19 protein-coding genes are annotated in these 25986 nt (G+C 65.0%); 7 read left to right on the forward strand and 12 right to left on the reverse strand.

Going from position 1 to position 25986, the window contains the following annotated elements; translation table 11 throughout:
• Positions 1-11: 11 nt before the first annotated feature.
• From L879_RS0109995 to L879_RS0110015, 5 genes are all read right to left on the reverse strand, one after another.
• Positions 12-662 carry a nicotinamidase gene (locus tag L879_RS0109995; RefSeq protein WP_051435203.1) on the reverse strand — a complete coding sequence of 217 codons (651 nt, stop codon included), beginning with the start codon at positions 660-662 and terminating at the stop codon, positions 12-14.
• Between the two features lie 93 nt (positions 663-755).
• Positions 756-1838 carry a BMP family ABC transporter substrate-binding protein gene (locus tag L879_RS0110000; RefSeq protein WP_035459260.1) on the reverse strand — a complete coding sequence of 361 codons (1083 nt, stop codon included), beginning with the start codon at positions 1836-1838 and terminating at the stop codon, positions 756-758.
• Positions 1839-1941: 103 nt separating this feature from the next.
• A complete protein-coding gene (locus L879_RS0110005; RefSeq protein WP_027315993.1) occupies positions 1942-2859 on the reverse strand; it encodes an ABC transporter permease in 918 nt (305 codons plus the stop codon).
• The gene (locus L879_RS0110010; RefSeq protein ID WP_027315994.1) at positions 2856-3932 is read right to left on the reverse strand and encodes an ABC transporter permease; all 1077 of its coding nucleotides are present in this window, start codon (positions 3930-3932) and stop codon (positions 2856-2858) included. Before L879_RS0110010 ends, L879_RS0110005 begins: the two co-directional genes overlap by 4 nt.
• The gene (locus L879_RS0110015; protein WP_027315995.1) at positions 3922-5469 is read right to left on the reverse strand and encodes an ABC transporter ATP-binding protein; all 1548 of its coding nucleotides are present in this window, start codon (positions 5467-5469) and stop codon (positions 3922-3924) included. Before L879_RS0110015 ends, L879_RS0110010 begins: the two co-directional genes overlap by 11 nt.
• Before the next feature lie 201 nt (positions 5470-5670).
• Between L879_RS0110015 and L879_RS0110020 the strand changes: the two genes are divergently transcribed.
• Entirely contained in the window at positions 5671-6879 is a 1209-nt protein-coding gene (locus L879_RS0110020; RefSeq protein ID WP_027315996.1) for a UbiH/UbiF family hydroxylase, read from the forward strand.
• Here L879_RS0110020 and L879_RS0110025 read toward each other — a convergent pair.
• Complete coding sequence (locus tag L879_RS0110025) at positions 6876-7847, reverse strand: AEC family transporter (RefSeq protein WP_027315997.1); 972 nt, start codon at positions 7845-7847, stop codon at positions 6876-6878. The two genes, L879_RS0110020 and L879_RS0110025, sit on opposite strands and share 4 nt — an antisense overlap.
• A gap of 207 nt (positions 7848-8054) precedes the next feature.
• Here L879_RS0110025 and hspQ point away from each other — a divergent pair, with 207 nt between their 5' ends.
• Positions 8055-8387, forward strand: a complete 333-nt coding sequence (hspQ, locus tag L879_RS0110030; protein WP_027315998.1) for a heat shock protein HspQ — start codon at positions 8055-8057, stop codon at positions 8385-8387.
• A gap of 95 nt (positions 8388-8482) precedes the next feature.
• Here hspQ and L879_RS0110035 read toward each other — a convergent pair whose 3' ends face one another.
• Positions 8483-9247, reverse strand: coding sequence for an invasion associated locus B family protein (locus L879_RS0110035; RefSeq protein WP_027315999.1), 765 nt, complete (start codon positions 9245-9247; stop codon positions 8483-8485).
• A gap of 216 nt (positions 9248-9463) precedes the next feature.
• Between L879_RS0110035 and L879_RS0110040 the strand changes: the two genes are divergently transcribed.
• Both L879_RS0110040 and L879_RS0110045 read left to right on the forward strand, forming a co-directional pair.
• The gene (locus L879_RS0110040) at positions 9464-11287 is read left to right on the forward strand and encodes an extracellular solute-binding protein (protein ID WP_027316000.1); all 1824 of its coding nucleotides are present in this window, start codon (positions 9464-9466) and stop codon (positions 11285-11287) included.
• A gap of 118 nt (positions 11288-11405) precedes the next feature.
• Positions 11406-11750, forward strand: coding sequence for a response regulator transcription factor (locus tag L879_RS0110045; protein WP_027316001.1), 345 nt, complete (start codon positions 11406-11408; stop codon positions 11748-11750).
• On the opposite strand, the gene L879_RS21135 is transcribed toward L879_RS0110045, so the two are convergent.
• The 3 genes from L879_RS21135 to L879_RS0110060 all read right to left on the reverse strand — a co-directional run bounded on the left by L879_RS21135 (position 11747) and on the right by L879_RS0110060 (position 16524).
• Positions 11747-12622: a serine hydrolase domain-containing protein gene (locus L879_RS21135; RefSeq protein ID WP_051435205.1), complete on the reverse strand. Its 876-nt coding sequence runs from the start codon at positions 12620-12622 to the stop codon at positions 11747-11749. The two genes, L879_RS0110045 and L879_RS21135, sit on opposite strands and share 4 nt — an antisense overlap.
• Positions 12622-16143 (reverse strand): transcription-repair coupling factor, encoded by a 3522-nt coding sequence (gene mfd / locus L879_RS0110055; RefSeq protein ID WP_154664163.1) that lies wholly within the window; start codon positions 16141-16143, stop codon positions 12622-12624. The genes L879_RS21135 and mfd overlap by 1 nt, the downstream gene beginning before the upstream one ends.
• A gap of 84 nt (positions 16144-16227) precedes the next feature.
• Positions 16228-16524 carry an FAD assembly factor SdhE gene (locus L879_RS0110060; protein ID WP_027316003.1) on the reverse strand — a complete coding sequence of 99 codons (297 nt, stop codon included), beginning with the start codon at positions 16522-16524 and terminating at the stop codon, positions 16228-16230.
• Between the two features lie 88 nt (positions 16525-16612).
• Here L879_RS0110060 and recG point away from each other — a divergent pair, with 88 nt between their 5' ends.
• Positions 16613-18730 (forward strand): ATP-dependent DNA helicase RecG, encoded by a 2118-nt coding sequence (recG, locus tag L879_RS0110065; protein WP_027316004.1) that lies wholly within the window; start codon positions 16613-16615, stop codon positions 18728-18730.
• 7 nt (positions 18731-18737) lie between these two features.
• Here recG and glmS read toward each other — a convergent pair whose 3' ends face one another.
• Positions 18738-20564 carry a glutamine--fructose-6-phosphate transaminase (isomerizing) gene (gene glmS, locus L879_RS0110070; protein ID WP_027316005.1) on the reverse strand — a complete coding sequence of 609 codons (1827 nt, stop codon included), beginning with the start codon at positions 20562-20564 and terminating at the stop codon, positions 18738-18740.
• 109 nt (positions 20565-20673) lie between these two features.
• Entirely contained in the window at positions 20674-22050 is a 1377-nt protein-coding gene (glmU, locus tag L879_RS0110075; RefSeq protein WP_027316006.1) for a bifunctional UDP-N-acetylglucosamine diphosphorylase/glucosamine-1-phosphate N-acetyltransferase GlmU, read from the reverse strand.
• Between the two features lie 323 nt (positions 22051-22373).
• Here glmU and L879_RS0110085 point away from each other — a divergent pair, with 323 nt between their 5' ends.
• Positions 22374-23798, forward strand: coding sequence for an OpgD/OpgG family glucan biosynthesis protein (locus tag L879_RS0110085; RefSeq protein ID WP_027316007.1), 1425 nt, complete (start codon positions 22374-22376; stop codon positions 23796-23798).
• Positions 23774-25969, forward strand: a complete 2196-nt coding sequence (gene mdoH / locus L879_RS0110090) for a glucans biosynthesis glucosyltransferase MdoH (protein WP_154664164.1) — start codon at positions 23774-23776, stop codon at positions 25967-25969. Before L879_RS0110085 ends, mdoH begins: the two co-directional genes overlap by 25 nt.
• Positions 25970-25986 lie beyond the last annotated feature (17 nt).

The raw sequence follows: 25986 nt of genomic DNA on the forward strand, positions 1-25986 counted from the left end.
GCAATCGAACGTCAGGCTCCTGCGATCCGGGTGCTCGCGATCGTGTGCACGCCCGCGGCTTCCAGATCACGCCGCGCCTTTTCCAGCGACCCGTTCGCGTCGATAGCCCGGGAGGCATCTTCGATCAGATAGGTCTCGAAGCCCGCCGCTGCGGCGTCGAGCGCGGTCCAGGCGACGCAGAAATCGAGCGCGAGACCGGCACAGAAGACCCGGCGAAAGCCTCGTGCCCAGAGATAACCCTCGAGGCCCGTCGCGGTCTGACGATCCGCCTCCTTGAAACCGGAATAGCTGTCGATGCCGGCATTGTAGCCCTTGCGAAGGACGAGCTGGGCATGTGGGATCTCCAGATCGCGGGAGAGCTCGGCCCCCTGCGTGCCCTGCACGCAGTGGTCGGGCCAGAGCACCTGCGAGCCGTAAGGCAGCTCCGTCGTCTCGAAAGGCCGTTTGCCGGGATGGCTCGAAGCGAAGGAGGCATGGCCCTTCGGGTGCCAATCCTGCGTCAGCACCACATGTCGAAAGACCTTGGCGAGCCGGTTGATGGGGGCGATCACCGCATCGCCGTCGGGTACGGCCAGGGCGCCTCCCGGAAGAAAATCGTTCTGGACGTCCACGACGATGAGAACATCGTCATCGCCGGGCTTGATTGCGTTGCCTGCGGTCATGTCGTCGTTCCTTGTGCACCGGCCTCGATGCCCTAACAGCGAAAAAGGCAGCCGGTTTCCCGACTGCCCTCTCCATCCAAAATCCGCTGAAGGTTATTGCGGGATCTTGTCCTCGATGCCCTTCACGTAGAAATTCATGCCGAGAACCTGCTCGTCCGAGAGCGCGCCGCTGCCCTTGCACTCGATCTCCTTGCCGTCCTGGCCGACGACCGGGCACTTGAAGGGGTTGAGCTTGCCGGACTTGATCGCGGCCTCGGTCTCCTCGGCCATCTTCTTCACGTCGTCGGGCATATTCTTGTAGGGCGACATGACGACCATGTGGGCCGCAAGGCCGCCCCAGGTGTCCTCGGACTTCCAGCTGCCGTCGAGAACGGCCTTGGCGCGGGCGACATAATAATCGGACCAGTTGTCGACGATGGCCGTGAGCTGGGCCTTCGGGGCGAAGCGCTCCATGTCGGAGGCCTGGCCGAAGCCGAACTTGCCGCGCGCCTCGGCGGCCTGGATCGGAGCCGGGCTGTCCGTGTGCTGGGCCAGCATGTCGACGCCCTGGTCGAGCAGCGCCTTGGCGGCGTCGCCTTCCTTCGCGGGATCATACCAGGTGTTGGCCCAGACGACCTTGATCTTGACGTTCGGGTTCACCGACTGCGCACCCAGGAAGAAGGCATTGATGCCGGCGATCACTTCCGGAATCGGGAAGGCACCCACATAGCCGATGGTGTTCGTCTTGGTCATCTTGCCGGCGATCTGGCCGATGATGTAGCGGCCCTCGTGGAACTTCGCGGCATAGGTCGAGAGGTTCGGAGCGCGCTTGAAGCCCGTGGCATGCTCGAACTTGATGTTCGGGTACTTCTTCGCGACCTTAATGGTCGGCTCCATGAAACCGAAGGAGGTCGTGAAGATCAGGTCGTGGCCGGTACGGGCCAGTTGCTCGATGGCGCGCTCGGAATCGGCCTCGGGCACGCTTTCCACGAACGTGGTCGAAACCTTGTCGCCGAGAGCCTTCTCGATGGCCTTGCGGCCCTGATCGTGCTGGTAGCTCCAGCCATGGTCGCCGACCGGTCCGACATAGATGAAGCCGACCTTGATCTTGTCCTTCGCCTGCGCGGCTGCGCCGGTTGCGGACAAGGCTACGATGGCCGCCCCCGCCAAGGCTCCAAAGACTTTCCCTGAAAACATGCTCGTTACCTCGAGTTTTGGTTTCCTACATTCCGTCGCAGGTCTGAGGTGTTCTGGCAAGAATTCCTTTGCCTACACCTTGGTCAGATTAGCATCACTTTGCTCACCGGTCAGGCACGAAAGGCGCCCCGAGCGACCCGGGCGCGCCGATGGCGCGGCCATGACGGATGGAGAGGAGCAGGAGAGCAAGGATCGTCGCCAGGTAAGGTACGGCCGAGAGGAGCTGGGACGGCACCCCGAACTGGGCTGCCTGGGCATGAAGCTGAAGCACCGTCGCCGCTCCGAAGATATAGGCTCCGACCAGGGCCCAGCCCGGACGCCAGGCTGCGAAAACAACGAGCGCAAGGGCAATCCAGCCGCGTCCCGCGGTCATCCCCGGAGACCAGAAGCGGGTATAGACCAGGGCGAGATAAGCGCCGGCCAAACCGGCGCAGGCGCCCCCGAACAGGATGGCGAAGAAGCGGACACGCCGCACCGGCAGGCCAAGGGCATTGGCCGAGGTGTGGTTCTCGCCGATGGAACGCAAGGTGAGCCCCGACCGTGTCCTCGTGAGATAGAGGCCGACCAGGACGGTCAGGACGATCGACGCATAGACGAAGAGGTCCTGCTCGAAGAAGAGGCGCCCGATCATGGGAATGTCGCTCAGGACGGGAATGTCGACAGGCGCCACCGGATCGCGCCGCGCGCCGACGAAGGGCGCGCCGATCAGGCCCGAGAGACCCAACCCGAAGATGGTGAGCGCAAGGCCGGAACCGGTCTGATTGGCGGCAAATCCCAGGACGAGAAGGGCGAAGAGCGCGGCCATCAGGGTCCCGGCCAGCATGCCGGCGGCCACGCCGAGGAGCGTGGAATCGAAGGTCACGGCGGCGGCGAAGCTGCAGGCGGCCCCCATCGCCATCATGCCCTCGACGCCAAGGTTCAGCACGCCGGAGCGCTCGGTCACCAGCTCTCCCATGGCTGCGATCAGCAGCGGCGTGGATGCCGTGACGATGGTGAGGAGAATGGCCTCGAAAGTGGTCACTTGCCCCCTCCCCGTGTCGTTAAGCGAATGCGGTAGCTGACGAGCGCGTCCGCCGCCAGAACGCACATCAGAAGGATGCCCTGGAAGGCCTGCGTGAGATCCAGGGGCAGCTTCAGGAGGATCTGCGCGCTCTCGCCGCCGATGAAGGTCAAGGCGACGACGAGGGAAGCGATCAGGATTCCGATGGGGTTGAGCCTGCCCAGGAACGCCACGGTGATGGCCGTGAAGCCGTAGCCGGGAGAGATCGAGGGCTGGAGCTGCCCGATCTGCCCCGCCACCTCCGAGATGCCGGCGAGACCCGCCAGGCCGCCCGAAATGGCAAATACCGCCATCGTGGTCGCCCGCGAGCTGAACCCGGCGAAGCGGGCCGCACGGGGCGCGTCGCCCGTCAGCTTGAGCCTGTAGCCGAACAACGTCCGCCCCAGCACCACGGCCGTCACGAGGACCGCAATGACGGCGAAGACCGCTCCGTAGTGAACGCGGCCCGCCTCGAAGACGGGCGGCAAGGTCGCGGCGGGATCGAAGGTCACCGATTGCGGGAAGTTGAAGCCCTTCGGGTCGCGCCAGGGGCCGCGCACCAGATAATCGAGCACAAGCTGCGCCACATAGACGAGCATGAGGCTCGTCAGGATCTCGTTGACGCCGAAGCGGGTCTTGAGAAAGGCCGGGATCAGGCCGTAGAGCGCACCGCCGACGATGCCGAGCAGCAGCATGGCGGGCAGCACCCAGAACCCGGCATCGGTGCCGTGGGTCTTGAGCGCGAGCCAGCTCCCGAGCACGGCTCCGATGACGTATTGCCCCTCCGCGCCGATGTTCCAGAGATTGGCGCGAAAGCAATAGGAGAGCCCGATAGCGATGAGGGCCATGGGCGTCGCCTTGACGATGAGTTCCTGGATCGCCCAGGGATCGCTCAGCGGCTGGAGCACATAGACATCGAAGGCGGCCACCGGCGAGCGGCCCATGATCCAGATGACGAGGCCTGCGATCAGGAAGGCCGTGATGAAGGCCGCGACCGATGCAAGGACGCGCATCCCGACGGAGGCATTGGTGCGAGGCGTCAGCTCAAACCGCATGGGCGCCCCCTTGAGCTTGTGCGACACCTAGCATTTCAAGGCCCACGGCCTCCTTGGTCCATTCGCCGATGGGCTTGAGCGGGCTCATGGTGCCCTGGTGGATCACGGCCATGCGGTCCGCCACCTCGAAGAGCTCGTCGAGATCCTGGCTGACGACGACAACGGCGCTGCCGTCGCGGGCCAAATCGACGAGGGCCTGCCGGATAAGGCGCGCGGCGCCGGCATCGACGCCCCATGTGGGCTGATCGACGACGAGCAGTCTGGGCTTGCGGATAATCTCGCGGCCGATCACGAATTTCTGCAGGTTGCCGCCGGAGAGCTTGCGCGCCTGCGGATCGCCCTCGGGGGTGCGCACGTCGAAACTCTGGATGATCGTGCGGGCGAGCCGCTTGGCGGCATTCGCCAGGATGAACCCGGTGCGGCTCACTTCGGTGGCCGCGTGCGAGATGAGGGTGTTCTCGCTCAGGCGATGGGTCGGCGCCGCCGCGTGGCCGAGGCGCTCCTCCGGCACGAAGGCCGCGCTGAGGCGCCTGCGGGCATCGATTCCGAGCGTTCCCGCGGGCTTTCCGGCGATGACCACCGCATCAGGCCTCTCAGCGAGACGCTCGCCCGACAGAGCCGCGAACAGCTCGGTCTGGCCGTTGCCCGCGATGCCGGCGATGCCCACGACTTCGCCGGCCCGCGCCACCAGATTGATCCCGGTCAGCGCCTGCCCATGAAGGCCTGCGGGAGGCATGGAGAGCTGCGAGATCTTGAGCATCTCGCCCTGGGGGTGATGCGGAGCGTCCGCGCGGATCTCGCCGACCTCGTTGCCGACCATGAGAGCGGCAATCTCCCGGGCGCTGCTCGCCCGCGGATCGATGGTGGCGACCACGCGCCCTGCCCTCAGGATCGTTGCGCGACGGCAGAGGCGTCGCACTTCCTCCAGCTTGTGGGAGATATAGAGGATGGAGCAGCCTTCGGCCGACAGCCTGTCCAGGGTCAGGAAGAGGTGCTCGGCCTCCTGCGGGGTGAGCACGGAGGTCGGTTCGTCGAGAATGAGCAGCCGCGGCTTCTGAAGCAGGCAGCGGACGATCTCGATGCGCTGCCGCTCCCCGGCGGAGAGCGTCCACACGGCCCGGTCGGCATCGAGGGCGAGGCCGTAGGTGCGGCTGATCTCGCCCAGCTTGCCGCGCACCGTGGCGAGGCTCCATTCTCCGGACAGGGCCACGGCGATGTTCTCGGCCACGGTCAGCTCGTCGAACAGCGAGAAATGCTGAAACACCATGCCGATGCCCAGCGTCCGGGCCTCGACCGGCGACCCGATAGCGACGGGGCGGCCCTGCCAGCGAATTTCGCCGGCGCTCGGCTCGATGACGCCGTAGAGGATCTTCACCAGCGTCGACTTGCCGGCTCCGTTCTCACCCAGCAGGGCATGGATTTCGCCCGGCTCGATCGACAGATCGATCCCGTCATTGGCGAGAAGATCGCCATAGCGCTTGCTGATCTCTTTAAGTTCGACGAGGGGTGGTCCCGAGGGTGGTACGTCTGCCTTCACACAAGCGTCTCTGAACTTAAAGGTTGAAGCCGGGTCGGAATATGCACATGGATGACGGCCCGCGCGAAACTTGGCAAGTCCCGCCGGTTCCCCTTTCCTTTGTGGAATGATCATAGGGAAGCGGCGCGCCGGTCGGCAATGCCGAATCCATGGTTTATTGTGGGTCCGCAAGCCGTCCACAGCCTGGGAGTGGAAGAAGCCATGACCGAGAGCGCCTATAACATTGCCGTCGTCGGTGCCGGAGCCGTCGGCCTCAGTGCCGCGATGGCCTTCGCCCGCGACGGTTTCAAGACCATCCTCGTCGGCGGCCTCGATGTGCGCCGGGACGGGCGCACGGTCGCCCTCCTCAACGGCTCCGTGCGCTTTCTCGAAGCCCTCGGCGTCTGGCCGGCACTCTCACGGGAGGCCGCGCCCCTCGAGACCATGCGCATCATCGACGACACGGGCAGCCTGTTCCGTCCGCCGCCGGCCTCCTTCCGGGCGGGAGAGATCGGCCTCGACGCGTTCGGATGGAACATCGAGAACATCACCCTCGTGGAAAAGCTCGCGGAAGCCGCCCGGACTTGCGACAACCTGAGCCTCGTTCCGGAATTTGCAACCGGCTTCGAGGCGGACGAGACGGGCGCGCTTCTGACCCTGGCCGACGGCAGGACCATCCGGGCCGGTCTCGTCGTCGCCGCGGACGGGCGCAACTCGCGGCTGCGCCAGATCGCGGGAATCGGCACGCAGACCTGGTCCTATCCGCAATCCGCCGTGACCGTGATCCTGGCCCATGAGCGGGATCATCGGGAGACCTCGACCGAGTTTCACACCCGGCATGGGCCCTTCACCCTGGTTCCCCTGCCCGGCCGCCGGTCCAGCCTCGTCTGGGTCACGAGCAAGGACGAGGCGGAGAGGCTGTCGAGGCTCGACGATGCCGCTCTGGCGCTCGCCATCGAGCGCCAGGCCCAGTCGCATCTCGGCGCCATGCGGATCGACGGGCCGCGCGGGCTCGTGCCCATGACCGGCCTGTCGGTCAGCCGTTACTGGGCCCCGCGCCTCGCCCTCGTCGGCGAGGCTGCCCATGTCTTCCCGCCCATCGGGGCGCAGGGCCTCAACCTGGGCTTCAGGGATGTCGCCTCCCTGCGGGATGCGGTCGTGGACGGCCAGGATGCGGGCCATGATCCCGGCTCCGACGAAGCCCTGCTGCGCTATCAGCGCAGCCGCGATCTCGATGTCCGCCTGCGGACGGCCGCGGTGGACGGCCTCAACCGGACCCTTCTGACCGGCATGATTCCCACCGATTTCCTGCGTGGGGCCGGTCTTCTGGCCCTCAGCAACATCGGCCCCCTCCGCCGGATCGTCATGCGCGAAGGCGTTCTGCCGCGCGTCGGCGTGCCCCGGCTGATGCAGGGCGCCTCACCTGCTTAGGGGAAAAGGTCGTAGGGCAGGATGCCGGTCTTCGTGGTGAGGTAGAGAAAGCCCGTCAGGGTCAGCATCGAGACCAGCGTGCCGATGAGGACGCAGGCCGAGGCGCGCTCGACGCCCACATCGTACTGGGTCGAGATGACGAAGATGTTCAGGGCGGGTGGAAGCGCCGCCATGATCATGGCGGCATAGGTCCAGGTCTGGCCGAAGTCGCCCAGTGCCGAGAGCGCCACCCAAACCAGGAGCGGATGCACGATCAGCTTGACGAAGACGAGGGCGGGAACCTCGCCGGGCATCCGCCGCAAGGGCCTCAGGGCCACCGTCACGCCGAGAAGGAAGAGAGCGCAGGGCGCGGCCGCCCCCGACAGCCACGTGACCATCTGGTCGACGGGCTGGGGCAGCTTGAGATGCATGTAGCTCGCAGCGATGCCGATGGCCGTGGCCACGTTGAAGGGATGGGTCACGACCCGCCAGACGATCCGGCGGATCGTCGCCGCGAGGCTTAGCCTCTCCAGGCCTGCCAGTGACATCAGCAGGGGCACGACGGAGAACAGGAACAGGTTGTCGAAGACGAAGATCAGCACCACGGGAGCGCTGGCGCCGGCCCCGAGCGCCGCGAGAATGAGCGGCGGCCCCATATAGCCGATATTGGAATAGGACCCCGCTACGCCCTGCATGACCGCCTGTGGCAGCTCCTTCGTGTAGCGCCATCCGGTGGCGAAGGAGAGCGCGAAGGCGCAGAAGGTCGAGAAAGTCGTAGCCAGGATGAAGGACCAGTTGGCCAGCTCGTCGAGGGGCTTGTCGGCTATGAGCCGGTAGAACAGGCACGGCAGCGCCACATAGATGAGGAAGAACTGCATCCAGGCGAGCCCGGCCTCAGGCTGCCTGACGACCTTGCCGCAGAAAAAGCCAAGCCCGATGAGGCCAAAAAAGGGGGCAAGCAGGTTGAACAGCCCGATCAGGTCGGACATCAGCGGCTCCAGGCAACAGGATGAGAGAAGCGGAACGTGAGAATCTCTTCTGGCAAGGTTGGAACCTTGCGACAATCCCGCCTTGCGGAAGCCTCGCAGTCCCGAAACGCAGGGCTCGTCTTCCTTTTGCGCCGCTCTCGCCCTTGTGACGGGGAGCCGATTTGGAGAATTCCGGCTGAATCTTTATATATCGATCATGGAGTTAAGATCATGAAAGCGAGTTCAGCCAAATTCGCGATCGGCCAGGTGGTTCGACATCGGGTGTTCGACTTCAGGGGGCTGATCTTCGACGTAGACCCCGAATTCGACAACACGGAAGAATGGTGGCTGGCGATTCCGGAAGAGTCCCGCCCCCGCAAGGACCAGCCTTTCTATCACCTCTTCGCCGAAAACGCGGAAAACGAATATATCGCCTATGTCTCGGAACAGAACCTTCTGCCCGACGATTCAGGCGAGCCCCTGCGCAATCCGATGATCGCGGAGATGTTCACACGGCAGAAGAACGGCAGTTACAAGGCCAAGCCCATTCTTGCTCATTGAGGCCTTCCGCCTGCCCCGCATTCACGCAGGAATCCAACAAAAAACGCCGGGCTCATGACCCGGCGTTCTTCTTTATGAGGCTTGCCTCTCGATGCTTAGGGCTTCGGAGCGGCCGGAGCGGCTGCGCCACCGGCGGCAGCACCGCCGTTCAGCATCTTCTGACGCATCTCTTCGCTCTTCTTCTGCAGCTCTTCCTGGAGCTTCTTCTGCTGCTCCTCGAGCACCTTCGGGTCGATCGGCGGGCCGTCGAAGGCCTTGCCGAAACCGGCGGCGGGAACGGCGAAGGTGATCTCGCGGCCCATCTGGTTCTGGACGCTGACGTTCAGGTTGTTGCCCTTCTTGAGGGAGGCGATGAAGTCGTCCTTCACCTGGGCCTCGGCGAAGCAGCCGTTGGGCAGGCACATGACGTAGCGGCCGGCGATCGCCTGGCCCTGATCGACCGTGAAGCGCAGGCCGGGCTGCAGGAGCAGGCCGAGCGGCATCACGAAGCGGACGACCTTCTGAGCCTGCTGACCCTTCACGTCATAGACGGCCAGAGCCAGAACCGGCTGATTCTGCTCGGAGACGAAGTCGCGGGTCGTGTAGCAGATCTCGGTGTTGGTGTTCTGGTCCTTGCCGCAGACCTTGGTCCAGTCGGGCTGGGACGGCTCGGACTTCACCTGAACGACGGTGGGGCCGGCATTCTGCGGGGCGCCCTGCGCCGGCTGCTGAGCCGGAGCGGCGGGCTTCTGCGCGGCCGGAGCGGCGGGCTTCGGAGCCGGCGCGGTCTGAGCCAGAACGGGTGCGCTCACCAGAAGGGCCAGAGCTGTTGCCAGGCCGCGGGTCCCCCCCAGGCTCGCGAAGCGTGTCGCGAAAGACATGTCGTTAGATCCTCTTCAGTCGAAAGGTCGGCTTTCGAATAGGCCGTTTACCCGGCGTGTTCTTAACCTGCAATGACGTGGTCAAATCCTTGCCGAATGTGGCGAAGACAAGACGTGTGGGGCTCCTTTAACCTTTCGTGTGCTAGGTTTCCAGTCACCTCGGGCAAAATTCTGTACAACATTGCCCGGCTAGCGCCATATCGCACCAGGAGCGCCATGAGCCGCCGGCTTCTACGGAATCTTCTGTTTTCCTCGCTCATCGCCCTCTCGGGAACGGGCCTGGCCTCGTCGCAGGAGGCGCCCCTTCTGCGTCATGGGCTCGCCATGCATGGCGAGCCTGAGCTTGTCCCCGGTTTCGAGCACCTGCCCTACGCCAATCCCCAGGCGCCGAAAGGCGGACGAATCACGCTTGCCCTTCACGGAACGTTCGACAGTCTCAATCCCCTGATCGTTCTGGGCGTCGCGCCGGACGTGGTGCCCCGCTACGTCCTCCAGAGCCTGATGATGCGCTCGACCGACGAGCCTTTCACGATTTACGGCCTCGTCGCCCGGTCCGTGGAGATGCCGGACGACCGGAGCTTCGTCACCTTCGATCTCGACCCCCGTGCCCGCTTTTCCGACGGGCACCCGCTCACGGCCGAGGATGTGCGCTTTTCGTTCGAGATGCTGAAGAAATACGGCAAGCCGTTCCATCGCACGAGCTTCGGAAGGGTCAAGACCGTCGAGATCCTGAATCCGCATCGCATCCGCTTCGACCTGTCCGGCTCCAACGACCGGGAACTGCCCCTGCTCATAGGGATGAGTATGCCGATCTTCCCTGCCCATGCGACCGATCCGGATCGGTTCGACAAGACCAGCCTGACCCCGCCCATCGGCTCCGGCCCCTATGCCCTGACCGAGGTGAAGCCCGGCGAACGGGTCGTGCTGACCCGCCGCAAGGATTACTGGGGCGAGGATTTGCCGGTCACGCGCGGCCTCTATAACTTCGAGGAGATCCGTTACGATTTCTATCGCGATGCCAACAGCTTGTTCGAGGCTTTTAAGGCGGGGCTTTACGATTTCAGGATCGAGAGCGATCCGGGTCAATGGGCTACGGGCTACGACATCCCGGCCGTACGAAGCGGACGCATCGTCCGGGAGACGCTGACGACGCGACTGCCGAAGGGCATGAACGGATTCGTGTTCAACACCCGCAGGCCTCTCTTCAGCGATGCAAGGGTGCGCGAAGCTTTGGGCTACCTGTTCGACTTCGAATGGGTGAACCGCAACCTCTTCTTCGGCCAGCTCACGCGCTCCGACAGCTACTTTTCGGGCTCCGACCTCGCCTCGGCCGGAAAACCCGCCGACGCGCGGGAACGGGCGCTCCTGGCCGCCTCTCCAGGCGTGGTCCGCGACGATATCCTCGAAGGCCGCTGGCAGCCTCCCTCGGGCGACGGCTCGGGACGCGACCGGGAGATGGCGCGCCGCGCCCTGGCGCTCCTCGCGGAGGCCGGATGGACGCTCGGCAACGACGGTCTTAGGAGGAAGGACACGGGCGAGCGCTTTGCGTTCGAAATGCTCGTCAATTCCAGCTCGCAGGAGCGGCTTGCGCTCAATTTCTCCCAATCCTTGAGCCGGGTCGGCATTCAGGCGCGGGTGCGTCTGGTCGACGACGTGCAGTACTGGCGGCGGCTGTCCCGCTTCGATTTCGACATGGTGCAATGGCTGTGGCCGGGCAGCCTCTCTCCCGGCAACGAGCAGCGGAACCGCTGGGGTTCGGAAGCCGCCCAGCGGAGCGCATCGCAGAACCACGCAGGCGTTTCCTCTCCTGCGATAGACCGTCTCATGGATGCGCTGCTGGAGGCCAGAAGCCGCGAGGATTTCGTCTCGGCCGTTCGTGCGCTCGATCGGGCGCTCCTGTCCGGCTTCTACGTCATCCCGCTGTTTTACGTGAAAGATCAATGGATTGCGCATAGCAGCGACCTGCGGCGGCCCGAAAAGGTGCCGCTCATGGGCACGAATATCGATACCTGGTGGCGGGAGCCGCCTGGCGTCCGATGAACGCCGGAAAGCCGTACTGTTGAGCTTACGTTCATGTAAAAAGTGAAACAAACGCCCTGCTTCGACGTTAGGTGAGCACTTCCTGTCTCACTGTCGCGTTTTATCGTAGGGTATCGCCATGAACGGAATGCCGAAGGTCCTCGTCGTCGATAACGGCGAGCGCGCTCCCGAGAGTGCTTTGTCCGCAGAGCTGGCCGGCATGGGATATGCGAGCGTGACGGCTCCCTTCGAGACGGCCGACGATGTGCTGGCCCTGATCCCGAGCCCCGCTGCCGTCGTTCTTCAGATGCCGCGCCAGGCTGCATGGGCGGAGCGCAGGCGCTTCCTCGATCTCGCCCGCCGGTTGCGCAGGAACCTCGCCGACAGCGGAACGCCTGTCATCATCACGGGCGGCGTGACCGGGGCCGCGACAATGCTTCAGAACGAGCTGAGCGAAAGAGCCGTCGCAGCGCTCGACGGCTAAAGGCTCAGCAGCTCGAAGGTGCGTTCTTCCGTCCCGGCCGGGTCTTCGTCCGTCCTGAAAAAGGCAGCAGTGCGGTCGCGTTCGCCATCCGTGCGGCGATACACGGCGATGGTGCTGCCCGGCCCTCCTCCCGTGTGTCCCGCGACCTTGAGACCCATCGTCGTCTCGCCGGCCATGACTCCGAGGCCGTATCCTGGGGATTGCCAGGGACGCCCCGGCACCGGCCCAGGGAGGACATGCGCCGAGAGCATGTCCTGAACGGCATCGGCAGGGATCAGATGCCCCTTCAGCAAACGGTCGAGAAGCAAGGCGGCATCCTGGACGGAGCCTATCAGCAAACCATGGTAAACCCAGCCCGGGTGATAGTTCTTGGCCTCTCCCATGGCGACGTTTGCAAGATCGCTCGGGCTTCGCGCCATGAAGACTCTTCCGATCCCGAGCGGCTCCAGAACGAGGCGCTGCAGGGCCGCATTCAGCTTCATGCCGGTTAGGGTCTCGATCAGCTCCCCGACCTGCCGATAGCCGATATTGGAATAATCCCATCCCTCGCCCGGCGTATCCCGGAGTCGGTCAGAATCGATGCGCTCCAAAAGGTCTGTAATGGGCCACGGCGCGTCGCCGCGTCCGACGGCCTCATGGTAGGCGTGCAACCCGCCGTAATCCGGCAGGCCGGAACGGTGCTGGAGCAGGTGCCGGAGGGTATACGGCTTGTCCCCGACAGGAGTGTCCAGCGCGACGAGGCCGTCGCGCACGAGGACCAGGGACGCCGCAGCCAGAACTGTCTTGGAGAAGCTCCACCAGGGCACCCGTCGTCCGGCGTCGTGGCTGTCCACCACGATGCCGTCCTCGACCAGTGCCGACGCCTCGACCATCAGGCTGCTTTCTTCTCCGCGATCCGCGCAAGGCTGCGCAGGATCGACGTCGCCGCCTTGATCCGCTCATCCGGCGTTTCGGTGTCGCGGATGAACACGATCTTCATGTCAGGGCGCACCTTCGCGAAGGAAGCCTGCTCCGTGACGTAGGAAATGAGGCCAGTCGGGTTGGCGAAGGCATTGTCGCGGAAGGAAATGATGATGCCCTTCGGGCCTCCGTCCACCTTCTCCACATTGGCGCGGCGGCAGAGCACCTTGATCGCCATGATCTTGAGCAGCTGATCGACCTCGGACGGCACGGGGCCGAAGCGGTCCACCAGCTCCGCCCGGAACGCGTCGATTTCCTGATCGGCTTCGAAGGTCGACAGGCGGCGATAGAGGCCGAGGCGCAGTTGCAGGTCGGCGATGTAGCTTTCCGGAATCATGACCGGCGCGCCGACCGCGATGGTGGGCGACCACTGATCCTCCGCAGGTTCCTCGATGCCAGCCTTGAGCTGGGCCACCGCCTCCTCGAGCATCTGCTGGTAGAGCTCATAGCCGACCTCCTTGATATGGCCGGACTGCTCCTCGCCCAGGAGATTGCCCGCGCCGCGGATGTCGAGATCATGGGAGGCGAGCTGGAAGCCTGCTCCCAGGGTATCGAGCGACTGAAGCACTTTCAGGCGGCGCTCCGCCTGCACCGTCATCGGCTTGTTGGCCGGAACCGTGAAGAGGGCATAGGCGCGGGTCTTGGAGCGCCCTACGCGGCCCCGCAGCTGATAGAGCTGCGACAGACCGAACATGTCGGCGCGATGCACGATGAGCGTGTTGGCGGTCGGAATGTCTAGCCCCGATTCCACGATCGTCGTGGAGAGCAGGATATCGTACTTGCCTTCGTAGAAGGCCGTCATGACGTCTTCGAGCTGGCCCGCCGCCATCTGGCCATGCGCCACCGCCACCTTCGCTTCCGGCACCTCCTTGTCGAGGAAAGCCTTCACATCGCCGAGATCGTCGAGACGCGGCACCACGTAGAACGCCTGCCCGCCCCTGTAGCGCTCGCGCAGCAGCGCCTCGCGGATGAGAAGCGGATCGAAAGGCGTGACGAAGGTGCGCACCGCGAGGCGGTCCACCGGCGGCGTCGTGATGAGGGACAGCTCGCGCACGCCCGTGAGGGCGAGCTGCAGGGTGCGCGGGATCGGCGTCGCGGAGAGCGTCAGCACGTGCACCTCGGCGCGGAGCTCTTTCAGGCGCTCCTTGTGGGACACGCCGAAATGCTGCTCCTCGTCGATGATGATGAGGCCGAGATCCTTGAACTTGATCGTCTTGCCGAGCAGGGCATGCGTACCGATGACGATATCCACCGAGCCGTCGGCAAGCCCCTCCTTCGTCTTCTTCATCTCGGCCGCGGGCACGAACCGGGAGGCCTGCGCGAGGTTCAGCGGAAGGCCGCGGAAGCGATCGCAGAAGGTCCGGTAATGCTGGCGCGCCAGCAGGGTCGTCGGCACCACGACCGCCACCTGCTTGCCGCTCATGGCCGCCACGAAGGCGGCCCGCAGGGCGACCTCGGTCTTGCCGAAGCCGACATCGCCGCACACGAGGCGATCCATCGGGCGGCCCGAACCCATGTCGTCCAGCACGGCCTCGATGGCGTTGAGCTGGTCCTCCGTCTCGTCATAGGGGAAGCGGGCCGCGAACTCGTCGTAGAGCCCTTCCGGCGGCGTCAGGCGCGGAGCATCCTTGAGAATGCGCGCGGCGGCGATCTTCATCAACGCTCCCGCCATCTCGCGGATGCGCTGCTTCATGCGCGCCTTGCGGGCCTGCCACGCTCCGCCGCCGAGCTTGTCGAGCTGGACCTCGGTCTCCTCCGAGCCGTAGCGCGTCAGGAGTTCGATGTTCTCCACCGGCAGGAAGAGCCTGTCGCCGCCTGCATAATGCAGTTCGAGGCAATCATGCGGCGCGCCTGCCGCCTCGATGGTCTTCAGTCCTTCGAAGCGCCCGATGCCGTGATCCACGTGGACCACGAGATCGCCGGGCGTGAGCGCCGCGACTTCGGTCAGGAAATCCTGCGGCCGCTTGGACTTGCGTTTCTGGCGGACCAGACGGTCGCCGAGGATGTCCTGCTCGCTGATCACGGCGAGATCGGCGGTTTCGAACCCCGTTTCCAACGGCCAGATGCCGACCGGAATCTCGTTGCGGGGATAGGCCATCGCATCAGAGAACCGGGCAATGGGCTTCGTCTGGCGCAGGTCGTGATCCTGCAGCACGTGGCAGAGACGCTCCCGAGAACCCTCGGACCACGCTCCGAGCATCACGCGCTTCTTGGCGGCCTGCAGCTCGCGGATATGGCGGACCACCGCCTCGAACACATTGGCGCTCTCGTCCGCCCGTTCGGCGATGAAGTTACGTCCCTGGCGCGCCTCGCAATCGATCACGGTCTTGCCCGCACTCTCGGGAACGGCAAAGGGCGTGAGCCGCGCGAGCGGCAGGGTGGCGGTGCGCTCCGACCACTCCTCCGGCTTGAAGTAGAGCGCATCCGGCGGCAAGGGACGATACGGCGCGACGCCGGGCTGGTTCTGGCCCATGCCCTCCCGGCGGGCGTCGTAATAGTCCTTCACCTGGGCGAGACGCTCCCCCGCGGCATCGTCGGCCAGAGCATCGAACACCACCGGCACTCCGGGGAGGTAATCGAACAGGCTGTCGAGACGGTCGTGGAACAGCGGCATCCAATGCTCGAGGCCGGAATAGCGCCGTCCCTCGCTGATCGCCTCGTAAAGCCTGTCGTCGCGGGTGGGCGCGCCGAAGGTCGCCACATAAGCCTGACGGAAACGGCGGATGCTCTCGGTCGTAAGCTGCACCTCGCTCATCGGCACGAGATCGAGGGAGCGCAGAATGCCGATCGTACGCTGGGTCTCCGGATCGAAGGCGCGGATCGATTCGAGCGCATCGCCGAAAAAGTCGAGGCGAACCGGATTCGGAAGGCCTGCCGGGAAAAGATCGATGATGCCGCCGCGGACAGCGTATTCGCCCGTGTCGCGAACGGTGCCGGTGCGCAGGAAGCCGTTGCTCTCCAGCCAGTTCACCAGCTGGGTGGTGTCCACCACGTTGCCGGGGGCCGCCGAGAAGGTTTCCGCTGCGATCCTGGCCCTCGGCGGCACGCGCTGCACGAGGGCGTTCACGGTCGTGGAAAGGATGCGCGGCTTGTCCTCGGAGGTCTTGGAGCGGGCGAGCCGGGCGAGCGTCGTCATGCGCTGCGCCGTGATTGCGGCATTGGGCGAAACCCGGTCATAGGGCTGGCAGTCCCAGGCCGGGAAAGTCAGGATCTCGATCTCGGGCGCGATGAAGCCGAGACTGTTGGCGAAGTTCTGCTGCCTCTGCCCGTCACGGGCCACATGGACGAGGACGGCCGGCCCCTCCACCTGCCCGGCGAGGCCCCGCGCGAGGTCGGCGACGGCGAGCGCGTCGAAGCCGTCCGGGACGCCGGACAACGTCAGGCTTTGGCCCTTCTTGAGGGCATCGAGGGCGCGGGTCAGGGCTGGCTTCATGATGGCATGTCGGAACGGAGATCTGGATGAACGCAGGCGCTTGCGCCCGGTTCGGTCGAAAATGTGCCGGGAGGGCTAAGGGCCTCAGCCGTGAATGGGCGAGGTATGGGTATGAAACGCCCTGAGGCGCTGGAACAGGGGCGTGTCGTAATTGGAGGGCGTCTCGATCTCCCCCGTGATCCAGCCCAGGAGGTCCCGGTCGGTCACCTCGATCAGCCGCTCGAACTCGGTAAGGTCTTTCTCCGAAAGATCGGCGATTTCCGCATCCGCGAAGCGGCCCATGATCAGGTCCATTTCCCGCATGCCACGATGCCAGGCGCGGAAGAGGATCTGCCTGCGGCGGGTGTCGAGTCCGGCGCTGCTGCGTGTCGTACCGCTCATGACATTGCTCCGATGTGGTAAGATGGCGTCGCCTCCTGGCGGCTTGGCCGCTATATAACCATCTCCCTTCGACTTGCTACTCATTTGAATGTCTTTGCGTCCTTCCGTCCTCGACCCGCTTTTCGCTCCGGCCGGCACCCTGCCGGGCGTCGGCCCCAAGATCGCGCCTCTGCTCGACCGCCTGCTCGGCGAGCCGGGAAGGCCCGCACGCGTCGTCGACCTCCTTTTTCATCTGCCGAGCAGCGGAATTTCCCGTGAGATGAAGGGCTCCATCGCGGATGCGCCTGTCGGCGAGCCGGTCACCCTCGCCGTCACCGTCGTCGCGCATCGCGCCCCGCCTCCGGGCCGCCGGGCGCCCTACCGGATCCTCGTGGAGGACGAAACCGGGGACGTGACGCTGATCTTCTTCAATGGCCACAAAGCGCGCCTCGAGAAGGCCCTGCCGGTGGGCGAACGCCGCTATGTCTCCGGCAAGATCGAGTTATGGGAAGGGCGGCGCCAGATGGTCCATCCCGACCGGATCCTCGACGACCGGGGGATCGAGAACCTCCCGGCCGTGGAAGCGGTCTATGGGCTGACCGAGGGTCTCTCCTCGCGCATGGTCGGCCGCTACATCGGCGCGGCCCTCGAAAAAGTTCCCCATCTGCCCGAATGGCAGGAGCCGAACTGGCTCGACCGCAACGCCCTGCCCGACTTCCGCCAGGCTCTCTTGGCCCTCCATCGGCCCGAGAATGCGGTTCAGCTTTCGGAGGATGCCCTCGCCAAATCGGCCCCGCGCCGGCGTCTGGCTTACGACGAATTGCTCGCCTCCCAGCTTGCCCTGGCCCTTGTGCGCAGCCGCATGCGGCGGCTGCCCGGCCGGGTGAATGCGGGGGACGGACATCTGGTCGAACGCCTGAAGGCCGCCCTGCCCTTCGGGCTGACCGCCTCCCAGGCGCAGGCCATGGAGGATATCCGCCGCGATCTCGTCTCCGACAGAAAGATGCTGCGCCTGCTCCAGGGCGATGTGGGCTCGGGCAAGACCGTGGTCGGCCTGCTCACCATGGCGAGCGCCATCGAGGCGGGGCGACAGGCGGCCATGATGGCGCCCACCGAAATCCTTGCCCGCCAGCATTACGAAAGACTTGCTCCGATGGCGGAACAGGCGGGCCTCACGATGGCTCTCCTGACGGGGCGCGAGAAAGGCGCGGCGCGCAAGGCGATCCTGGCCGGGCTGGCCGATGGCAGCATCCAGATCGCGGTGGGAACGCACGCCCTGTTCCAGGAAGGGGTCGCGTTCCAGGATCTCGGCGTCGCCGTGGTGGACGAGCAGCACCGATTCGGCGTGCACCAGCGCCTGGCGCTCGGCTCCAAGGGCGAGGCCGTCGACATCCTCGTCATGACCGCGACGCCGATTCCGCGCACCCTGGCGCTCACCTATTTCGGCGACATGGACGTGTCGGTGCTGAGCGAGAAACCGGCGGGCCGCAAGCCGATTGCCACCAAGCTCATCTCCATCGACCGTCTCGACGAGGTGATCGGCGGCATCGGACGCGCCATCGCCAATGGCGATCAGGTTTACTGGGTCTGTCCGCTCGTTGGCGAATCCGAATCCATCGACCTCGCCGCCGCCGAGGAACGCTTCGACATGCTCAGGAGCTTCTTCGGCGACAGGGTCGGCCTTGTGCACGGCAAGATGGCAGGCAAGGACAAGGACGCCGCCATGGAGCGCTTTTCCGGCGGCGAGACCAAGGTCCTGGTGTCCACCACCGTAATCGAAGTCGGCGTCGATGTGCCCAACGCCACCATCATGGTCATCGAGCACGCGGAGCGCTTCGGGCTCGCCCAGCTCCACCAGTTGCGCGGACGAATCGGACGCGGCTCGAGATCCTCCACCTGCCTGCTGCTCTACAAGGGGCCGCTCGGGCAGGTCGCGCAGGCCCGTCTCGAGATGATGCGTCAGACGGAGGACGGCTTCCGCATCGCGGAAGAGGATCTGCGCCTTCGCGGCGAAGGTGAGGTGCTGGGCACGCGCCAGTCCGGAACGCCGGGATTCAGGCTCGCCCGCCTGGAAACCGACGGCGATCTCCTGGGAGCCGCAAGGGACGATGCCCGCCTGATCGTCGACCGGGACCCGGATCTCGTCAGCGAACGCGGGCAGGCCCTGCGGGTGCTGCTCTATCTGTTCGAGCGCGATTCAGCGATCCGGCTGCTAAGGGCCGGATAGAAGCCCCTTACTCCACCGTCACGGATTTGGCGAGATTGCGCGGCTGGTCCACGTCCTTCCCCATGAAGACGGCCGTGTGATAGGCCAGCAGCTGGATCGGAACCGCGTTGACGATCGGGGCCACGACGGGATGCACCGAAGGCATGACGATGGTCGCCATGGTCTCCAGTCCCGACTCCAAGGCGCCCCGCTCGTCCGTGATAAGGATGATGCGGCCGCCGCGCGCGGCCACTTCCTGCATGTTGGACACGGTCTTCTCGAAGATGCTGTCGTGGGGCGCGATGACGATGACGGGCATCGTCTCGTCGATGAGCGCGATGGGGCCGTGCTTCAGCTCCCCCGCCGCGTATCCTTCCGCGTGGATATAGGAAATTTCCTTGAGCTTGAGGGCGCCCTCCATGGCCAGCGGATAGGACGTGCCGCGTCCGAGGTAGAGCACGTCCTTGGCCTTGGAGAGCTCGCGGGACAGGATCTCGATCTGGTGCTCCCGCTTGATCGCTTCCGTCATCTGGCCCGGAACGGCGATCAGCGCGTTGACCAGTTCCTTCTCGTCCTCGGCGCTGAGCGTCCCGCGGGCGCGGCCGGCGGCGATGGCGAGGGAGAGCAGAACCGTGAGCTGGCAGGTGAAGGCCTTGGTCGACGCCACGCCCACCTCGACCCCGGCGAGGGTCTGCGCGACCACGTCGCTCTCGCGCGCCATGGTGGAGGTCGGGACATTCACCACGGAAAGGGTATGCTGCTTCTCGGCCGAGGCGTAGCGGAGGGAGGCCAATGTGTCCGCCGTCTCACCGGACTGGGACACGAAAAGGGCAAGGCCGCCCGGCTCCAGCGGAGCCTCCCGGTAACGGAACTCCGAGGCCACGTCGATCTCGACCGGAATGCGCGCGAGGCGCTCGAACCAGTATTTCGACACGAGCCCGGCGAGATAGGCCGTGCCGCAGGCGGAGATCGAAATGCGCTTCAGGTCCTTGAAGTCGAAGGGCAGCTCGAAGGGCAGTTCGACCCGCTCGCCCGAGAAATTCACGTAATGGGCGAGCGTGCGCCCGACCACCTCGGCCTGTTCGTGAATCTCCTTGGCCATGAAGTGTCGGTAATTGCCCTTGTCCGCCAGGAAGGAGCCAGCCGGAATCTTGTGACGAATCCGCTGCACCGGCCGCCCCGATTCATCCCGGATATCCGCCCCCTTGCGGGTCAGGATCGCCCAGTCGCCGTCTTCCAGATAGGCCACCTCGTCCGTGAACGGAGCCAGGGCGAGCGCATCCGAGCCGAGATACATCTCACCCTCGCCATAGCCGATGGCGAGGGGTGCGCCGTGGCGCGCACCGATCAGCAGGTCTTCCTCTCCCGAAAACAGGAACCCGAGCGCAAAGGCACCGCGCAAGCGCGGCAGGGTCACGGCCACGGCTTCGATAGGTGGGCGCCCCTGGCGGATCTCATAGGTGACCAGCTGGGCCACCACCTCGGTGTCCGTCTCGGTCTCGAACCGGATCCCTTTTGCCTCGAGCCCCGTCTTCAGCTCGCGGAAATTCTCGATGATGCCGTTATGGACCACCGCCAGCCTGTCGGTGGCATGCGGGTGCGCGTTGGTCTCGTTGGGTTTGCCATGGGTGGCCCACCGGGTATGGCCGATGCCGATGACGCCCGAGAGCGGAGCGTCCGAGAGCCTCGCCTCCAGGTTGCGGAGCTTTCCCTCGGCTCGGCGGCGCTCGAGCCGTCCTCCTTCGAGAGTCGCCACGCCTGCGGAATCGTAACCCCGGTATTCAAGCCGCTTGAGCGCCTCCACGATCTGCGGCGCAACCGGCGTTTTCCCAATGATCCCAACAATTCCGCACATAATGAAGATCTTCCTTTTGCAATGCGATCATCGCTACGCTTGTGGCCTCTTTACAGAGAGAGGCCGCAAGGGCGGAATCAACTTGCGTAACCTATTGTGACAGCCGCGCTTACTTTCGCTTGGCGGCCTGGGCCTTTTCCCGGAAGGCGATGGCCCAGCCTTCCTTCACGGTCTGGCGCCCGCGTCCGAGACCGAGCGCATCGGCGGGGATGCTCTCCGTGATTACCGACCCAGAACCGACGAAGGCCCCCTTGCCGATGGTCACGGGGGCGACGAGGGACGAGTTCGAGCCGATGAAGGCCCCCTCGCCGATCTCGGTCCGGTACTTGCCGAAACCGTCGTAATTGCAGGTGATGGTGCCCGCACCGATATTGGCCTCGGCCCCGACGCTCGCATCGCCCAGATAGGTCAGGTGGCTGACTTTCGCGCCTGCGCCGAGTTCCGTGTTCTTGATCTCGACGAAGTTGCCGACCTTGGCCCTGGGGCCGACCGAGGCTCCCGGACGCAGGCGGGCGAAGGGGCCGACCCCCGCACCGGCCGCGATATGCGCCCCTTCCAGATGGCTGAAACTGTGAATGACGGCTCCGGCCTCGACGACGACGCCGGGGCCGAAAACCACGTGCGGCTCGACCACCACGTCCTGGCCCAGCCGTGTATCGTGGCTCAGGAAGACCGTCTCGGGCGCGACGAGCGTGACCCCGGAGGCCATGACTTCATGGCGCAGACGCTCCTGGATGATGCGCTCGGCGGCAGCCAGCTGCGCCCGGTCGTTCACGCCATGGACCTCTTCCTCCGACACGACGGCGATGGCCGTCCTGTGCCCCAGGTGGCGGGCGATCTCGACGATATCCGTCAGATAATACTCGCCTTTGACGTTCGTGTTCTCCACGCGGTCGAGGAGCGTCAGCGCCACGTCCCCTCGGATCGCCATCAGGCCGCCGTTGCAGAGGGTGATCGCCCGCTCCGCCTCGCTGGCATCCTTGTGCTCGCGGATCGCCAGAAGCTGGTCGCCGGAGGTGATGAAGCGGCCGTAGCCGGTCGGATCCTTGGCCTCGAACCCCATGGCCACCACAGCGGCTCCCTCGGCCAGCGGCGCCCGCAGCTTGGCGAAGGTCTCGGGCAGGATCAGGGGCGTATCGCCGAAGGCGACGATCACGTCGTCCACGGGCTGCTCCAGCGCCTCACGGGCGGTAAGGACCGCATGAGCCGTCCCGAGGCGGTCCTTCTGCACGAAGATCCAGGCGTCGGGCCGGTCTTTTTGAACCTCTTTCGCAACATCTTCCCGGTCGGGGCCGATGACCACGGCGGTGCTCGTGGCCCCGGCCGTGGTCAGGGCGGCCAGGACATGCCCGAGCATCGAGCGATTGGCGACCTGATGCAGGACCTTGGGCTTTGCGGATTTCATCCGGGTCCCTTCCCCCGCTGCGAGGACGATGGCCAGGCAGGACCGGGGCGAGGACGGCTTGAAGGTATCGGTCGAGGTCATAAGGTTTCAATCCGGTGGCGCATAGCCGAGCAGCTAAATCACAAGAGGTAATTCGGCAATCGTTTCATGAGGAATGCGCCCATTCCTCAATAGCCGCGTTTACTTCACGCTCACGATTGATGATATGTATAAGGCATTCCAGTTCTCGGGCTGAAGAGCCTCGTTCACTCAAGAGTATCGCTGTGCCGGTTCCGCCAAGGGGTTCGTCCCCCTTATTTCCTCGCCGGCGCGACATGCTGGCTTATATCGGCGTTTCCGTCGCCGGGCTTGCATGCGCGTCTGCCGTTCGAGCCCAAACGCCCCAGGCTACGATCTCCGCACGGATGGGGGAGAATCAGCGGTTCGATCCGGCCGTCGTGATCGATATCGCGCGCCAGCTCGCCAAGAAGCCCTTCGTGGCGCCTCCCAACGACCTGCCGGACGTGTTCGGAAACCTGAACCAGGAGCAGTACGCGGCCATCCGCTACACCCAGCCGCCCATCTGGAGCGCGGAATCCCGGGGTATCTCCATCGAGCCGCTTCACCGCGGCTTCGTGTTCAGGGACGCCGTCGATCTCTACCTCGTCGAGGACGGGGCCATCCGACGGATCGCCTATAATCCGTCCCTGTTCGAGTTCGGCCGCATCAACCTGCCGAACAATATCCAGGATATCGGCTTTTCCGGCTTCAAGCTGATCGCCCAGAACGGCAAGCCCTTCGATTTTGCCATCATCCAGGGCGGCACCTTCTTTCGCGCCATCGCCAGGGGGCAGACCTATGGCGCCATCGCGAGGGCGCTGACGCTGCGTCCGGCGGAGGCGCGCGGCGAGGAGTTTCCACTCTTCCGCGCTTTCTGGCTGGAGCGCCCGAGCGTAGGCAGCAACAGCATTACCGTCCACGGCCTGCTCGATTCGGAATCCACAACCGGCGCGGTCCGCATGACCTTCCGTCCGGGCGACATGACCATCGTCGATGTGGAGACGAGCCTCTTCCCGCGCGTCAACCTGGAGCATGTGGGTCTCGGCGGCATCGCCTCCACCTACCTCTATGGTCCCAACGATCTTCTGAACTCCGACGACATCCGCCCCGCCGTCTACGAATCCTCCGGCCTGCAGATGCTCAACGGATCCGGGGAATGGCTGTGGCGGCCCCTGCACAATCCGGAAACGCTCCAGATCTCCGCCTTCGTCGACAGTTCGCCCAAGGGCTTCGGCCTGCTCCAGCGGGAGCGCTCCTACGAGGCGTTCCAGGACGACGAGCAGCGTTTCGAGCGCCGCCCAAGCGTCTGGATCGAACCTCTGGGCGATTGGGGCCAGGGAAGCGTGCAGCTTCTGGAAATCCCGACCGATGCCGAGATCAACGATAATATCCTGGCCTATTGGCGCCCCAAGGCAGCCATGGCGGCCGGATCGGAGGTCGCCGTCGCCTATCGTCAGTATTGGGGCTGGAACGCCCCGGAGCGGCCGCCGCTCGCAACGGTGACGCAAACCCGATCCGGACGCGGCAGCAGCGGACGCCGGCGGCGCTTCACCGTCGATTTTTCCGGTGACGCATTGGGTGACAATCTGCCGGGGGACCTTAAATCCGTCCTTACCGTTGGTCCTGGAACATTCCAGAACCTCAAACTTTTGCCATATCCTGAGCGAAAGACGGTTCGCGTTGCGTTCGAGCTTGACCCGGGCAACGAAAACGCGTGTGAGATGCGCCTGCTTCTTGAATCAGGCGGGAAACCGATTAGCGAGACATGGCTTTATCGTTGGACACCGTAGGTCCCGACTCGAACCCCAATGTAGCCGCCATCGAGCGGCCCGCAGCCGCTATGCCTCCCGAGAGGCACCTCGACATGCCGACCCAGTCGCTTCGGCGCTGGTCGGCCTCTGAGGAGCGCAAGCCTGTCCTACGGCACCCGCAGCTCGGAACCTGGCTTGCCCGGCTTTTCGTGTTCGGCGGCGGGTTGCTGCTCACGGCCTATGGCACCTACGAAATGTATCAGGTCGTGTCGGTCAGCCGCACGACCGCCCTCCAGTGGGTGCTGGTCGCGCTCTTCACGATCAACTTCTCCTGGATTGCCGTTGCGTTCACCAGCGCCCTGCTCGGCTTTTTCGCCCTTCTGCGGCAGCCCGGACATCGCGGAGAACTGCCCTCGTCGCTGCAGCATCGCACCGCGATCGTGATGCCGGTCTACAACGAGCAGACGAACCGCACTTTCGCAGCCTTGGAGGCGATCTACGAATCGGTCGAGGCGACGGGCCTGGGCGACCATTTCGACTATTTCATCCTCTCCGACACCACGAACCCGGATGCCTGGATCGCCGAGGAGCGGGCTTTCCTCGCGCTGAGGGAGCGTCTGGGGCCGGGCGCACGGTTCTACTACCGGCACCGGCAGAAGAACTACCATCGCAAGGCGGGCAACATCGCCGATTTCGTATCTCGCTGGGGCGGGCATTACGAACACCTGCTGGTGCTCGATGCCGACAGTCTCATGACGGGCGAGTGCATCGTGCAGCTGGCGGCCGCCATGGAGGCCGACCCGGACGCCGGCATCATCCAGTCGCTGCCGCTCATCATCAATCGCAACACGCTCTTTGCCCGCCTTCAGCAATATGCCGCCCGCGTCACCGGACCGGTCATCGCCATGGGCCTTGCGGTCTGGATGGGGCGGGACGGCAATTACTGGGGCCATAACGCGATCATCCGCACCAGGGCCTTCGCCGCCCATGGCGGCCTTCCCGATCTCAAGGGCAAGCCGCCTTTCGGGGGCCACATCCTGAGCCACGACTTCGTCGAGGCGGCCCTGCTGCGCCGCGCGGGCTGGTCGGTCTACATGCTGGCGGACCTGCAGGGATCCTACGAGGAAAGCCCGCCCTCCCTCATCGACCTCTCGGCACGCGACCGGCGCTGGTGCCAGGGCAATCTCCAGCACATGCGGGTGATCACCGCGAAGGGACTGAAGCTGCCGACGCGCCAGCATTTCGCGACCGGGATCATGTCCTACCTGGCCTCGCCGTTCTGGCTCTTCCAGCTGATCGTCGGTATCGCCCTCGTCCTGCAGACCACCTATATCCGGCCGGAATATTTCGCCCGCGACTTCCGTCTCTATCCGATCTGGCCCCGCTTCGACCCCGAGCGCGCTCTGGCGCTTTTCGCGCTGACCATGGGCATCCTACTGGCGCCGAAGATCTTCGGGCTGATCCTCATGCTCATCCGTGGCGAGGAGCGGCGCGCCTCCGGAGGCGGCATTCGCCTGATCGTGTCCTCGACCATCGAGATCATCCTGTCGGCGCTGCTGGCGCCTATCCTGATGCTCATCCAGTCGGGTTCGGTGTTCCAGATCCTGCTGGGGCGCGACACCGGCTGGCAGCCCCAGCGCCGCGACGACGGGTCCATCCCGTTCAAGGACATCGTCCGCCGTCACAGGGCCCATACGGTGCTCGGCGTACTCGCCGGGCTCTCGGCCTTCATGATCGCCACATCCCTGTTCCTCTGGATGTCGCCCACGATCATCGGCCTTCTGCTGGCAATCCCCCTATCATGGCTCAGCGGCCAGCTCGGGGCCGGTCTGGCGCTCAAGCGACTCGGGCTTCTCAGAACGCCCGAGGAGCACCAGCCGCCGGCCATTGCCGTTCGCGCCAACGAATTGCAGGCCCGCAACGCCGCCTTCGGCTTCGACGATGCGGACAGCCTTCGCGCCATCTACGACGATGCAAGCCTGCGCGAGCGCCACATCGACATGCTTCCGCCCGCATCCCCGCGCAAGCGCGGGATCATCGAGACCGAACGCGCCTTGGCGGAAGCGAAGCTGATGGATGCCGAAACGATCGACGACGCGGTGAACTGGCTGCAGAACAAGGAACGCATGGTCGTGCTCCACGATCGTGTGCTGATCGACAGGCTCGTGCACCTCAAACCCAGGCCGCTCGAAGCGCAGGCCGCCGAATAAGCGTCGCTTCGCCGGGG

Source organism: Microvirga flocculans ATCC BAA-817 (genome assembly GCF_000518665.1).
Lineage (GTDB): Bacteria > Pseudomonadota > Alphaproteobacteria > Rhizobiales > Beijerinckiaceae > Microvirga > Microvirga flocculans.

Coding starts and splice junctions, on each gene's coding strand:
- L879_RS0109995 (WP_051435203.1), bottom strand. CDS start 662: ATGACCGCAGGCAACGCAATCAAGCCCGGCGATGACGATGTTCTCATC.
- L879_RS0110000 (WP_035459260.1), bottom strand. CDS start 1,838: ATGTTTTCAGGGAAAGTCTTTGGAGCCTTGGCGGGGGCGGCCATCGTA.
- L879_RS0110010 (WP_027315994.1), bottom strand. CDS start 3,932: ATGCGGTTTGAGCTGACGCCTCGCACCAATGCCTCCGTCGGGATGCGC.
- L879_RS0110020 (WP_027315996.1), top strand. CDS start 5,671: ATGACCGAGAGCGCCTATAACATTGCCGTCGTCGGTGCCGGAGCCGTC.
- L879_RS0110025 (WP_027315997.1), bottom strand. CDS start 7,847: ATGTCCGACCTGATCGGGCTGTTCAACCTGCTTGCCCCCTTTTTTGGC.
- L879_RS0110035 (WP_027315999.1), bottom strand. CDS start 9,247: ATGTCTTTCGCGACACGCTTCGCGAGCCTGGGGGGGACCCGCGGCCTG.
- L879_RS0110040 (WP_027316000.1), top strand. CDS start 9,464: ATGAGCCGCCGGCTTCTACGGAATCTTCTGTTTTCCTCGCTCATCGCC.
- L879_RS0110045 (WP_027316001.1), top strand. CDS start 11,406: ATGAACGGAATGCCGAAGGTCCTCGTCGTCGATAACGGCGAGCGCGCT.
- L879_RS21135 (WP_051435205.1), bottom strand. CDS start 12,622: ATGGTCGAGGCGTCGGCACTGGTCGAGGACGGCATCGTGGTGGACAGC.
- mfd (WP_154664163.1), bottom strand. CDS start 16,143: ATGAAGCCAGCCCTGACCCGCGCCCTCGATGCCCTCAAGAAGGGCCAA.
- L879_RS0110060 (WP_027316003.1), bottom strand. CDS start 16,524: ATGAGCGGTACGACACGCAGCAGCGCCGGACTCGACACCCGCCGCAGG.
- recG (WP_027316004.1), top strand. CDS start 16,613: ATGTCTTTGCGTCCTTCCGTCCTCGACCCGCTTTTCGCTCCGGCCGGC.
- glmS (WP_027316005.1), bottom strand. CDS start 20,564: ATGTGCGGAATTGTTGGGATCATTGGGAAAACGCCGGTTGCGCCGCAG.
- glmU (WP_027316006.1), bottom strand. CDS start 22,050: ATGACCTCGACCGATACCTTCAAGCCGTCCTCGCCCCGGTCCTGCCTG.
- L879_RS0110085 (WP_027316007.1), top strand. CDS start 22,374: ATGGGGGAGAATCAGCGGTTCGATCCGGCCGTCGTGATCGATATCGCG.
- mdoH (WP_154664164.1), top strand. CDS start 23,774: ATGGCTTTATCGTTGGACACCGTAGGTCCCGACTCGAACCCCAATGTA.